Genomic DNA, 12,968 nt, shown 5'->3' with positions numbered 1-12,968 from the left:
CGCCGTGGGCCAACAGCCAAGCTCATGGCATGTGCGGCGCCTTCGCCGGTCTGTACGGAACCGGCGATTCACCGACCAAGAGGGTTGACGCCGTCGCACGATATGGAGAACGATCCCGCATGCTGCAACTTGCGTTCGACGGAGCATGCATGGCATTCACACAGGGCCTCGGTCGAAGCAGGGGACGGCGCGGCTCGCCGCTCACGCCCGGCCACGTCAGGTCCGTCCACCGGCGCACGGCCTCCCGTGCCACGCCCTGCACCACCGCTCCCGCCCCGTTCGAGAGGACACACCCATGAGTACGGCCGCACCTCCGCAGAAGGCCGCTCCACGCCGTGAGCGGTCCGGCGGACGGCTCTCCAACGGCGCGTTCGCACTGCTGCTGACCGCACCGGGGCTCGCCCTGTTCGCGGCGATCATCATCTATCCGCTGCTGTCCGCCCTGTTCACCGGCTTCTTCAAGCAGGACCTGCGTCTGCCGGGCCGGGAGTTCGTCGGCCTGGAGAACTTCAGCTACTGGCTGGACGGCGAGTTCCTCACGATCCTCAAGCAGACGCTGATCTTCACCTTCGGTGCGACGCTCGTCCCCTTCGTGGTCGGTTTCGCCCTCGCGCTCGCGCTGAACTCGGGCCTGAAGGGCAGTGGCTTCCTGCGTGGACTGTTCCTCTTCCCGTGGGTGATCCCGGGCGTGGTGGTCTCCTTCCTGTGGATGTGGATCTTCAACGCGAACTACGGCGTGCTGAACGGCATCCTCATGAAGGCCGGGATCATCGAGGAGTCCATCTCCTGGCTCGGCCAGCCCGGCACCGCCATGCTCGCCGTCATCGTCACCAAGACCTGGGCGAGCTTCCCCTGGATGATGGTGATGCTCCTGGCCGGTCTGCAGACCGTGCCCAAGGAACTGCACGAGGCGGCGTCGATGGACGGGGCGGGCTCGATCCGGCGCTTCTTCGCCGTCACCTGGCCCCAGGTCCGCGGTGTCGCCTCGATCGTGCTGCTCCTGGAGTTCATCTGGAACTTCCAGCACTTCGACACCATCTACGTGCTCACCGGCGGCGGCCCGGCCGGCACCACCGAGACCTTCGCGACCGCCGTGTACCAGACCGCCTTCAAGGGCTTCGACATCGGCCGGGCGACCGCGCTGGGCGGTCTGTGGATGGTGCTCCTGCTCATCCTGGTCGCCGTCTACCTCAGGATCACCGAGCGGAAGGGCGACGCCCGATGACCTCCACGACCTCCACCCCGCTGTCCGGCACCGACCGGCTGAGGCCGTCCGCCACGTCCGCCGGGCGCACCTCGCGGCGTCGGATGCGCAAGGACCTGCTGCGCTCGCGGATCGCCGCCTGGACCGCGATCCTGGTGATCGGCGCGTTCGGCATGCTGCCGGTCTACTGGCTGCTGGCCACCGCCCTGAGCAGCCCCGAGCAGACCTTCCGGTTCCCGCCGAAGCTCATACCCACCGACATCACCTTCAGCAACTTCACGGCCCTCGCCGAGAACGACCAGCTGATCAAGTACCTGGTCAACTCCCTCATCGTGGCCTCGATCACCGCCGTGCTGAGCGTGGTCGTCGCCACGTACATGGGCTACTCGTTCTCCAAGTTCCGCTACCGCGGGCGGCGGTCGCTGATGCACATGGTGCTGGCCTCCCAGATGTTCCCCCAGGCGCTCCTGCTGGTGACGCTGTACGCCGTGTTCTCCAGCTTCGGCCTGCTGAACACGTACACCGCCCTGGTGCTGTCCTTCACCACGTTCACGATGCCGCTCTGCGTCTGGATGCTGAAGGGCATCTTCGACACCATCCCGGACGCCCTACTGGAGGCCGCATCCATCGACGGCGCGTCCCGGTGGCGGACGCTGCACTCCATCGTGGCGCCGCTGGCCGCGCCCGGAATGATCGCCGCCGGACTGTTCGCCTTCGTCCGCGGCTGGAACGACTTCATCTTCGCCGTGACGCTGGCCGACAAGGAGAAGCAGACCCTGCCGCCCGGCCTCGTCTCCACCTACATCGGTGAGTTCCAGACTGCCTGGCCCGAGCTGATGGCCGCCTCGCTGGTGGTGTCCGCGCCGGTGGTCGTCGCCTTCATGTTCCTGCAGCGCTACCTCGTCGGCGGCATGACCGCCGGCTCGGTCAAGAGCTGAGCACGCGGGATCCGCCCGCACCCTCCCCCACGCACGTCCCCTTCCGCCCACTCCCCCATGGAGACACCATGACCACCTCTGGCATCAGCCGGCGCGGCGCGCTGCGCATGTTCGGCATCGGCGCGCTCGGTGTGGCCGGCGCCGGCGTGCTCGGCGCCTGCGCACCGTCCGGCGCCGGCACCTCCTCCAACAGCGGCGACACGAAGTCCAAGAACTTCGACTTCACCTCCTGGTCGCTCAACGAGGAGGCCGCCAAGCCCTCGATCGAGAAGATCATCGCGGCGTGGGAGAAGGACAAGAGCTCCAAGGTCCGCGCGGTCTCGTACCCGTACAACGAGTATCTGAGCCAGCTCACCCTCAAGCTCGGGGGCGGGGAGACGACCGGCGCGGTGCATCTCGACATCGCCTGGCTCGCCGCGGTGGCGCAGATGGGCAAGCTCGCCGACCTCGGTTCCGTGGCCCTGAAGGGCGGCTACACGAACGTTGCGCTGAACAGCGGTATGTACGACGGCAAGCAGTACGGCCTGCCGTGGAACACCGGCTCGATCGGTGTGATCGCCAACTCCAAGCTTCTGGAGAAGGCCGGCATCAAGAAGCACCCCGCCACCGTCGAGGAGTTCGAGGGCGCGCTGCGGGAGCTGAAGGGGCTCGGCGGCGGTGTCGTGCCGTACGCCGCCGCCACCAAGGTCGCGCAGCTCAAGGACATCTTCCCGTGGATGCAGACCTTCGGCTGCACGCTCCTGGAGGACGACAGGGTGACCATCGGCGACGACGCCTCCATCGACGCCGTCACCTGGTACAAGAAGCTGCACGACGAGAAGCTGATCGCCGCGGACGTGGACCGCTTCGACGCGCGTGCCCTGTTCGGGCAGGGCAAGGCCGCCTTCTACGACGACGCCGTCATCGGCAAGGGCGTGACCGCGGCCCAGTCCAAGGACAAGACGCTGGCCGACGCGATGCAGCCGATGAAGCGGCCGGTGCTGCGCTCCGGTGACACGCCGCAGGCGCTGCTGTGGGGCGGTGTGATCGCGATCGTCAAGGGCAAGGGGCAGGACGCGGCGACCGAGTTCGCGCTGCACACCACCTCCGACCGCGCCACCACCACCGAGTACTTCGCCGCCCGCGCCCTGCCGCCGTCCACCACGGCGGGCCTGGACGACCCGAAGGTCGCGCAGGACACCTTCACCACCGAGTGGACCGAGAAGATCACCGATACGGCGACCGGCAGCCCGTTCTGGCAGTTCGCGCAGAACGCCCAGATCGAGGAGGCCGTGGCCAAGCAGGTCCAGGCCGTCCTGGTAGGCAAGTCGAAGCCGAAGGACGCGATGAAGAAGGCCGCCGAGGAGGTCACCGACCTCATCAAGCGCTGAGTCGGCGCACGGCGGTCCGGGGCCCGGTGAAGGCAGAACGGCCTTCACCGGGCCCCTCGTCATGTTGCACACGCTTCCCCTCAGACGTATCTCGCATCCGCATTGCGCAATCTCTATTCACAATCTGGGATCTGTTGTAAGTTCCGGCGCAGCGGAGAGGGTGGACCGACCTGCGCGGCCGCTCCCGTTCGCCTCACCATCACGCCCGCGAAGGAGTTCACCTTGCGACGTCCCACGGCACGCGCGTACGCCGCCTCGGCCGCGGCCCTGGCCGCCCTGCTCACGCTCGTCCCGGCCGCCCAGGCCGACAGCACGGACCTCACGACAACTGCAACGGTGATCGAGAAGGTTCCGTACGCGATGGACTCGTCGAACCAGGCCGCCTGGTGGACGCCGGCCGCCACGTACAAGGGCCGCGGTCAGTACACGTACTTCGCCTTCAACGAGCCCGGCTCGACGGCCGCCACGCACCGCCCGGCCATCGCGCGGCGCGACCCGGACGGGGTCTGGAGCCGTCTGCCGCTGCTCGACAAGAGCGGACAGCAGGCCGAGTTCGCCGACGACAACGGTCACAACCAGCCGTCCGTCGCGCGCGACGGCAGTGGCCGCCTGCACGTGTTCGCCTCCATGCACGCCAATGCCTGGCGCTATTTCCGCACCGAGGCCGCCGGCGGGGACGTCACGGACCACGCGGCCGAACTGCCCGACCAGGGCGTGGGCATCACCTACCCGATCGTGGCCACCGCGCCCAACGGCGATCTGTACCTGGCCGCCCGCGTCGGTGCCGGCGCCGACCAGCGTCCCGGCAAGCTGTACCGCTGGGACAACGCCGCCGCACACTGGAGCGTGGTCGCCACCTTCGCCGGCGCGCTGAACCGCTCCGTGTACCCCGACGACCTGACGGTGGACGCCGCCGGGCGCGTGCACCTCCTGTACGAGTGGGCCAAGGCCCCGGCCACCGGATTCCGGCACCAGCTCTCGTACCTGCGTTACGACCCGTCGACCGGCGCCTTCGCGGACAGCGCGGGCGCGGCCGTGACCACCCCGGTGGCACCCGGCACGTCCGACGTGATCCAGGAACTCACCACGGGTGAGGAGTGGAGCATCGACAACGCCTATACGGGTCCGGCGGTGCAGAGCGCCAAGCTCACCCTCGACGGCTCCACCCCGAAGGTCGCCTACCGCTACCGCTCGGCCGACAGCGGCGGCAACTTCCGCGTCTACTACGCGTATCCGAGCGGCGGCGACTGGGCCCGCCAGACCGTGTACGCCGGCGGCCAGACCGCTGCGGCCCTCGGCATCACCTGGGACGGGACGGACGCCCAGCGGGTCTACTACGTGACCGGCTCCGGCACCGACCGCGTCTTCGTCGCGACCGAGTCGGGCAGCACGTGGACCTCGCAGTCCGCCGCGCCGGGCGTGAGCGCGGACCGGCTCGCGGTGCGACGGGACTCGGACGGGAACGATGTTCTGTACCTCCCGGACACCGCGCACGACTCGCTCTACTACGGGCGGCGTTGAGGTCCTGCACTATCGGCCTACTACGGGCGGCGTTGAGGTCCTGCACTATCGGCACTCCCGGCAGCAGGGTGACGGGGCGCATTCGGTGCCGGTGACCGGTGGCGCAGGGCCCGGGTCCGACGTTCTCGGAACGTCCGGGTCCGCCGTTCTCGGAACGTGACGGAGCGCGCAGGCCGGACGCCGAGGCACCGACCCGTTGCGACATCGCCGAAGGAGGAGACGCCGTCGTCGGCGGGCCTCGGACCTCGGACCGTGTCCTACTGACGAGGTACAGGGCACCCGGTGCAGCCCTTCACACATCCGCGCCACACGTGTCGTCACCGCTTCGTTGCTCCACGTACACGAAAGCGGAGAGCCGCAGTACGACGGTGCCCGCCCCGGACGCCGCACCCCTTCGCAGCCCGCCGCGCCACGATGCCCCGCCGGATGTCCGGCGGGGCTTCGTCGTCCCGCACTGGGTCGTCCTCTCCCTCGCCGCCGGCGTGGGTGTGGGCGAGGACGGCCCGGTATTCGACCGGGTGCTCGGTGTGTCCGGCGCACCGAGCCGGGCGGGTGAGGGGGACCGGGCCGTGGTCGAGGGGCGGCATCGTGACAGCGCACGCCGCGCGCGTCGGCCTGCCTGCCTCCTTTTCCGCGGCGCCCCGGTGGCAGTACCCGGAGGAGGGGTGCCGCGCAGGACGGGCCCGCGGTGGTCCGCGGGCCGACCAGAGTCGTCGCCCTGCCGGAGCCGCTCCACCCGGGCGTGCACGACGCGGCCGGAATGCGGACGGATGTCTTCCTGGGACCGGCGAGCGCATCTGACCGGCGAGCGCATCGAGGACAGCCGCGAGGAGGCCGCCCGGCTCGGCGCTCGGGCGACGGTCTTGCACGGGTTCGGCTTCCTTGATCGGAAGGGCTTCGGCTCAAGGCCCCCGCGGTGCTGGAATCACCGGCCGGGGCCGTTTCGTCCCGCGCGTCTCGCACGCCGTGCGTGAGAGGGTGGTCCAGGCGCCTCTGACCTGGACCTTATGGACTCTGTGGGCGCTCACGAACCGCTGAAAACGGCAGGTAAACTCTGGACACGTGACTGCTGTGTCTGCGAAGCCTCGCATCCCCAATGTCCTGGCCGGCCGCTACGCCTCCGCGGAGCTGGCCGTCCTCTGGTCCCCCGAGCAGAAGGTAGAGCTGGAACGCCGGCTGTGGCTGGCGGTGCTGCGCGCTCAGAAGGACCTCGGGATCGAGGTGCCGGACGCCGCGCTCGCCGACTACGAACGTGTCATCGACCAGGTCGACCTGGCCTCGATCGCCGAGCGCGAGAAGGTCACCCGGCATGACGTCAAGGCCCGGATCGAGGAGTTCAACGCCCTCGCCGGCCACGAGCAGGTCCACAAGGGGATGACGTCCCGGGACCTCACGGAGAACGTCGAGCAGCTTCAGATCCGGCTCTCCCTGGAGCTGATGCGCGACCGCACGGTGGCGGTCCTGGCCAGGCTCGGCAAGCTGGCGGGCGAGTACCGCGAGCTGGTCATGGCCGGTCGCTCCCACAACGTCGCCGCGCAGGCGACCACGCTCGGCAAGCGTTTCGCGACCGCGGCCGACGAGCTCCTGGTGGCGTACGGGCGGCTCGAGGATCTGCTGGACCGCTACCCGCTGCGCGGCATCAAGGGCCCCGTGGGCACCGCGCAGGACATGCTCGACCTGCTGGGGGGCGACGCCGGGAAGCTCGCCGACCTCGAACAGCGCATCGCCGCGCACCTCGGTTTCGCGCAGGCCTTCACCTCGGTCGGCCAGGTCTACCCGCGCTCGCTCGACTACGACGTGGTGACCGCGCTGGTCCAGCTGGCCGCGGCGCCCTCGTCGGTCGCCAAGACGATCCGTCTGATGGCCGGGCACGAGCTGGTGACCGAGGGCTTCAAGCCGGGTCAGGTCGGCTCGTCCGCGATGCCGCACAAGATGAACACCCGGTCCTGCGAGCGCGTCAATGGCCTCATGGTGATCCTGCGCGGCTACGCGTCGATGACCGGCGAGCTGGCGGGCGATCAGTGGAACGAGGGTGACGTGTCCTGCTCCGTGGTCCGCCGGGTGGCGCTCCCGGACGCCTTCTTCGCATTCGACGGTCTGCTGGAGACCTTCCTGACGGTGCTCGACGAGTTCGGGGCGTTCCCGGCCGTCGTCGCCCGTGAGCTGGACCGCTACCTCCCGTTCCTCGCCACGACCAAGGTCCTGATGGGCGCGGTGCGCGCGGGTGTCGGCCGTGAGGTCGCGCACGAGGCGATCAAGGAGAACGCGGTCGCCTCGGCCCTGGCCATGCGCGAGCAGGGCGCCGAGCGCAATGAGCTGCTCGACAAGCTGGCCGCCGACGATCGCATCCCGCTGGACCGTGCGCAGCTCGACGCGCTGATGGCCGACAAGCTCTCCTTCACCGGAGCGGCGGGCGACCAGGTCACTGCGTTGATCTCCCGCATCGAGGAGATCGCCAAGCAGCACCCCGAGGCCGCCGCATACACGCCGGGCTCCATCCTCTGACGGCCTCGACCACAGCAGGATGACGCCCGAAGAGTTCCAGGCCGCCCGCGACCGCACCGTTCCCGATGTGGTCGCGGGCGGCCTGCGTGTGCTGTTCTGCGGGATCAACCCGAGCCTGATGACGGGGGCGACGGGCCACCACTTCGCCCACCCCGGCAACCGGTTCTGGCCGGTACTCCATCGGTCCGGCTTCACGCCTCGGCAGTTGAAGCCGGCCGAACAGACCGAATTGCTGCGGTACGGCCTGGGCGTCACCAATGTGGTCGCCCGTGCCACCGCTCGGGCGGACGAGCTGTCCGCCGAGGAGTTCCGCGAGGGCGGCCGGATCCTGGCAGCCAAGGTCGAAGACCTGCGACCGCAGTGGCTGGCTGTCGTAGGGGTCACGGCGTACCGGACGGCCTTCGGCAGGCGAACCGCCCGTATCGGTCCGCAGGACCACACCATCGGCGGCGCCCGTGTCTGGGCCCTGCCCAACCCCAGCGGCCTGAACGCCCACTGGACCGCTCAGACGATGGCTGAGGAGTACGGACGCCTCCTTGCCTCCGTCGACCGCGACACCGCCATCACCACCGAGAAACCCTGACGCCCCCGGCGCCCTCGCCAAGGCTCGGCGCTCATGAACCCCGTAGTGGCGGCCATGGTTCGTCCTCGGCCCCATGGCCGCGTACCGGTCGTCATCGTCCATGCCCTACATCACTGCCCCGGCCGCCCCGAACCGAGAAGCCGGGTGCCTGCCGCCCTCGCCCGTGTCCCCGGTGACCACCCCAGGCCCACCGTGCAGGAAGGTGTCGGGCCCATCGACGTGGACAGCCACCTGCACCCCCGTGACAAACGGCAAGCCGGCGGGCCCGTCGCACAGCGAACGCTGTCCGGGCCCCTCGCCAGAACCACAACCGGGCGCCAGGACGGCGGGCAGGGGCGAGGCCCGTCATACGAGGTGCCCCCGACGACCGGGCCATCGCAGCAGACGGTCTCGTGCCCGTCCGGCCAACAGCAGCCTGCTCATGTCAGGGCGGATCGATCTCCGTCACCACCACGTTCAACTCGCACCCGGGCCCCTCCTCCTCCAGGTAGAGCCCGATGGCGATCCAACGGCCCTCGATCCTCCACAGCTGGAGGTACTCACAGCCCGCAACCGTCTCGGCCCACGCCTCCGGTATCTCCTCGCCGGCGGTCATCCGCTCCTGTGCGCTCCACAGGCTGATCATCTGCGGATCACCCCAGCGACCGGTGAGCAGCGTCAGCAACGCGTCGTGCTCTGCGAGGCACTGGGCCCGGTGCTCCAGTCGCCGCACTTCGCCGTCGTCCCAGTGATCGACGTCCGCGTGCAGGGACGCCGAGTGATACCCGGGCCCGCTGACTCCCGAGCCAGACCGGATGCGCTCCGTGGGAAAGTCCAAGGTGCGCATCGCGTCGATGAGGCGGAGGTGATGTGCGGTGGTCATGCCGCCAGTAAACCGCCCAGCACTGACAAGCCACTCCTTGCCATGCATTTTGAGATGCTTTCAGCCGTCCTGCTCCGTATTGAAATCGCGTAGACGGGCTACGCGTCCCTGCGCCGGAGCGCCCACCAGCCGGCCAGCAGCGAGGCCGCCGCCCAGGCCGCTGTCACCCCTAGTCCGCCCCACGGCCCGAGGCTTCCTCCGGGGTTCTGGTGGAGCACCAACTGTCCGGCCCGGTCCGGCAGATACTGTGCGGCCCCGCCCGCGACGTCACCGACCACGAAAGCGACTATGAGCACGAACGGGATGAGCAGGCTGAGTACGGCCACGGCGCTGCGCAGCACCACTGTCAATCCGGCAGCGAACAGGGCCATCAGCGCCAGATAGATCCCGCCTCCGAAGGCTGCCCGAAGAGCGCCCGGCTCCCCCAGATCGATCGCGTACTTTCCCATGAACAGTTGTCCCACGAGAAAGGCGCTGAAGCTGGTGACGAGGCCGACGGCAAGTGCCGACGCCCCGACGACGGCGATCTTGGCAGCGTAGAAGAGGTTGCGGCGTGGCACAGCGGCAAGCGATATCCGCAAAGCTCCGTTGAGGTACTCGGAGGAGAGCGCGGTCGCTCCGAAGCTGATGGCCGCGATCTGGCCGAAGTTCAGTGCGTAGAAGGCGTCGAAGACCGGCTCGGCATCGGCGCTGTCCGCCTCGGACTGGCCGATGGTGGAGAAGGCGAGCAAGGTGATGGCAAGTGTCACGAGAAGAACGGCTATCAAGGATCCCACGACGGACCGCACCGATCTCATCTTGATCCACTCGGAACGCAGCACTGCGGTGGTCGACATGGTCAGGCCTCCTGACGGTTGGCGGATGAGGTCGATGCCGATGCGAATTCCGTGGCATCGGCGGTGAGGTCGAGATAGGCCTGCTCCAACGTGGCCTGCTCGTCGGTGAGTTCGAGGACGGGAATGCCTTCGGTGGCGGCTATCACGCCGATCTCCCCGGCTTTCACGCCCTCGATGGTCCAACAGCCGTCGTCATCCTGCGCAGGGTCGTATCCCTTGCGGACCAGGACATCGCGTAGTCGCGTGGACTCGGTCGTGCGCACCCGTGCGCGGGGCCTGCTGCGGGAATCCAGGAATTCCTGCATCGGCAGGTCGGCGAGGAGCCTGCCCCGGCCGAGAATCACGAGGTGGTCGGCGAACGACGAGGTCTCGTTCATCAGATGGCTGGAGACCAGGACCGTGCGCCCCTCCCGGGCAAGCCGTTTCATCAGCTCCCGGATCCAGATGATGCCTTCCGGGTCGAGGCCGTTCGACGGCTCGTCCAGCATCACGACCTCCGGGTCGCCCAGCAGCGCGGCCGCTATGCCCAGTCGCTGCCGCATACCGAGTGAGAAGGTCTTGATCCGGGCTCCGCCGACCTCGCCGAGGCCGGCCTCCTCCAGGACCTCCTCGACTCTGCTCGCACCGAGGCCGTTGCTGACCGCCAGGGCGAGCAGGTGGTTCCGTGCGGTGCGCGAGCCATGGGCGGCCTGGGCGTCCAGCAAGGCGCCCACCCGGCGCAGCGGATCGTCGAGTGCGGCGTAGAGCTGCCCGCCGATCGTGGCCCTGCCGCCGGTGGGCCGGTCGAGGCCGAGGACGAGTCGCATGGTGGTGGACTTGCCTGCGCCGTTGGGGCCCAGAAATCCGGTGACGCACCCGGGTCGCACACTGAACGTGAGGTTGTCCACCGCGCGGGTCGTTCCGAATTCCTTGGTGAGTTCATGGACGTCGATGCTGGTCATGTCTCAAGCCTCGCGGCCGTGCCCAGCGCCCCGCCTCCCCCACGGGTGGGGATCATCTCCCTCCCTCGGGGGAGCCGCCGCACCCGTGCGGACTGACACGATGGCCGCATGTTCCGCCTCCTGCGCCCGCTCGCCGCATCTGTCACCTACACCCGGTGGCTGCATCTCCTCATCCCGGGTGCGGGCTACAGCGTGTGGTTGTTCATCGCGCCGGATTCCCCGTGGGTGCCCATGGCGATCGCCGTGCCGGTCGGCTTGGTGCCCGGTATGCGGCTCGCCGAGGGGGTGCAGGCACAGCTTCTGCTCACGCCGCAGGAGCGAGGCAGAGCTGATGCCGCAATCTCCGCGACCACGGCGGCCACCTGGGCCGATCGCTGGAGAACCGTGCTGTGGCTGGAGATACGAATGGTGCTCGCCGTTCCCGTGGGGTACGCCACGGTGTGGTTGTCGGCAACCGCGGTGGACCTCGTCCTCACCGCTTCCGGGAGGGGCCCGAGCAACGAATGGCTGGTCCGCGGGGTGGAGCCGCACTGGTGGTATGCCCTGCTCCCCCCTCTGCCTCTCCTGCTGCTGCTCTTCATCGTCGTGGTGAGCGGCCACTTGATCACCGCGTGCGCCCAACGGCTTCTCGGTCCCTCGCCGGTGCAGCGGTTGACCGCTCTGGAGGAGCGAACCGAGCAGTTGCTGGAGCGCAACCGCATCGCACGTGAGCTGCATGACTCGATCGGGCACGCGTTGACGGTCGCGGTCGTCCAGGCCGGCGCGGCCCGGACGGCGCGCGACCCGGAGTTCACCGAACGGGCCCTGGCCGCGATCGAGGAGACGGGCCGGGAGGCGCTCGACGACCTGGAGCGGGTTCTGCGGGTGCTGCGCGAATCGGGGACGCCGGTGGGGCAGCGGCCGACGCTCGTGGAAGCGGATCGGCTCCTGGACTCCGCGCGCGGTTCGGGAGCGAAGATCGACGCGGACGTGTCAGGTCCGCTGGAGCAGGTTCCGGGCGCGGTCTCCCGCGAGGGGTATCGCATCCTTCAGGAGTCCCTCACCAATGTGCTGCGTCATTCGGGTACGGTCCCCGTCCGGGTGCGTATCACCGTCGCCAGCGGCCGCCTGGAACTGGAGGTCACCAATCCACTCACTGACTCGACAGCTGATTCGACAGCCGCGCCGGGCGGCGGGAGCGGGCTGCGGGGCATCCGGGAGCGGGCCGCACTGCTCGGTGGAATGGCCAGGACGGGTCCGCACGAGGGGGAATGGCGGGTGCACGCGAGCCTTCCGTTGAACGGTTTGAGATCTGCCCCGTAGTCCCCCGGGGGGAATCAGCGCGGCGTCGGATGCGGTGCGTCGCAAGGCACTTGGCCATCGGTGTATCGGATACATGCGGACGTTCCGGCAACATGGCGAGGTGCCGTAACTGTCGTCGTACACCGCCAGGGATTACCGGACAGCCCTTAGGCTGGCCCCATGCCGGTTAGCGTACTTCTGGTCGACGACGAACCCCTCGTCCGCGCGGGGTTGCGCGCGGTCCTCGAGGCTCAGCCCGATATCGAGGTGGTGGGCGAGGCGGGCGACGGCGCCGCCGTGATCCCGCTGCTGCATCAGCTGCGCCCCGACGTGGTGGCCATGGATGTCAGGATGCCGTTGATGGACGGTATCGAGGCCACACGGGTGGTGCTGCGCACAGTGCCGGATCCGCCGAAGATCCTGGTGGTGACCACGTTCGAGAACGACGAATACGTCTACGAGGCGCTGCGTGCCGGGGCGGACGGTTTTCTCCTCAAACGTGCCCGGCCCGCCGAGATCGTGCATGCGGTGCGCCTGGTCGCCGAGGGTGAGTCGCTGCTCTTCCCGGCGGCGGTCCGGCAACTCGCCGCCGAGTACGGGACGAGCAAGGCGCGCGCGGCCTTGGACCGGGCAGCACTGACCGAGCGGGAGTCCGCGGTCCTCCGGCTGATGGCTCGTGGCCTGTCGAACGCGGAGATCGCCGCCAAGCTGGTGGTCGGCGTCGAGACGGTGAAGACCCATGTCAGTGCCGTGCTCGCCAAGTTGGGCGCGAGGGACCGCACGCAGGCGGTGATCGCGGCATACGAATCCGGGTTCGTCGCTCCGAGCTGAGATCCCTGCCCGGGGGAACCCACGGCGGCCCGTGGTCGCCCCGCACCTGGGCAACGAGTACCATCCGCCTGACATGCGCTCGAGCTGGGAGGACAC

At 69.0% G+C, this 12,968-nt stretch carries 11 protein-coding genes; 8 read left to right on the top strand and 3 right to left on the bottom strand.

All coding sequences use genetic code 11. From position 1 onward, the window contains the following. The first annotated feature begins 295 nt into the window (after positions 1-295). The 6 genes from OG611_RS21780 to mug all read left to right on the top strand — a co-directional run bounded on the left by OG611_RS21780 (position 296) and on the right by mug (position 8,121). Entirely contained in the window at positions 296-1,225 is a 930-nt protein-coding gene (locus tag OG611_RS21780; protein WP_266422677.1) for a carbohydrate ABC transporter permease, read from the top strand. Beyond that, on the top strand, positions 1,222-2,142 hold the full coding sequence (locus OG611_RS21775) for a carbohydrate ABC transporter permease (RefSeq protein ID WP_266422674.1): 921 nt from the start codon (positions 1,222-1,224) through the stop codon (positions 2,140-2,142). Before OG611_RS21780 ends, OG611_RS21775 begins: the two co-directional genes overlap by 4 nt. A gap of 68 nt (positions 2,143-2,210) precedes the next feature. Further along, positions 2,211-3,512 (top strand): extracellular solute-binding protein, encoded by a 1,302-nt coding sequence (locus OG611_RS21770; protein ID WP_266422671.1) that lies wholly within the window; start codon positions 2,211-2,213, stop codon positions 3,510-3,512. Positions 3,513-3,734: 222 nt separating this feature from the next. Further along, a complete protein-coding gene (locus tag OG611_RS21765) occupies positions 3,735-5,033 on the top strand; it encodes a BNR-4 repeat-containing protein (protein ID WP_266422668.1) in 1,299 nt (432 codons plus the stop codon). A gap of 1,062 nt (positions 5,034-6,095) precedes the next feature. Beyond that, positions 6,096-7,538 carry an adenylosuccinate lyase gene (gene purB / locus OG611_RS21760; RefSeq protein WP_266422665.1) on the top strand — a complete coding sequence of 481 codons (1,443 nt, stop codon included), beginning with the start codon at positions 6,096-6,098 and terminating at the stop codon, positions 7,536-7,538. Between the two features lie 19 nt (positions 7,539-7,557). Continuing rightward, positions 7,558-8,121 carry a G/U mismatch-specific DNA glycosylase gene (mug, locus tag OG611_RS21755; RefSeq protein ID WP_266422662.1) on the top strand — a complete coding sequence of 188 codons (564 nt, stop codon included), beginning with the start codon at positions 7,558-7,560 and terminating at the stop codon, positions 8,119-8,121. Positions 8,122-8,545: 424 nt separating this feature from the next. Here mug and OG611_RS21750 read toward each other — a convergent pair whose 3' ends face one another. The 3 genes from OG611_RS21750 to OG611_RS21740 form a co-directional block, all read right to left on the bottom strand. Continuing rightward, a complete protein-coding gene (locus OG611_RS21750) occupies positions 8,546-8,983 on the bottom strand; it encodes a hypothetical protein (protein WP_266422659.1) in 438 nt (145 codons plus the stop codon). Between the two features lie 98 nt (positions 8,984-9,081). Then, complete coding sequence (locus OG611_RS21745; RefSeq protein WP_266422657.1) at positions 9,082-9,819, bottom strand: ABC transporter permease; 738 nt, start codon at positions 9,817-9,819, stop codon at positions 9,082-9,084. A 2-nt stretch (positions 9,820-9,821) separates the two neighbouring features. Next, positions 9,822-10,760: an ATP-binding cassette domain-containing protein gene (locus OG611_RS21740; protein WP_266422654.1), complete on the bottom strand. Its 939-nt coding sequence runs from the start codon at positions 10,758-10,760 to the stop codon at positions 9,822-9,824. Positions 10,761-10,868: 108 nt separating this feature from the next. On the opposite strand from OG611_RS21740, the gene OG611_RS21735 reads away from it, so the two are divergent. Both OG611_RS21735 and OG611_RS21730 read left to right on the top strand, forming a co-directional pair. Continuing rightward, positions 10,869-12,062, top strand: a complete 1,194-nt coding sequence (locus tag OG611_RS21735) for a sensor histidine kinase (RefSeq protein ID WP_266422652.1) — start codon at positions 10,869-10,871, stop codon at positions 12,060-12,062. Positions 12,063-12,221: 159 nt separating this feature from the next. Beyond that, a complete protein-coding gene (locus tag OG611_RS21730; protein ID WP_266422649.1) occupies positions 12,222-12,872 on the top strand; it encodes a response regulator transcription factor in 651 nt (216 codons plus the stop codon). Positions 12,873-12,968 lie beyond the last annotated feature (96 nt).

The organism is Streptomyces sp. NBC_01363, assembly GCF_026340595.1.
In the GTDB taxonomy this organism is placed as follows: domain Bacteria; phylum Actinomycetota; class Actinomycetes; order Streptomycetales; family Streptomycetaceae; genus Streptomyces.
Note: the sequence above shows the minus strand (reverse complement) of the source record. Positions and strands in the feature narration are given on the sequence as shown.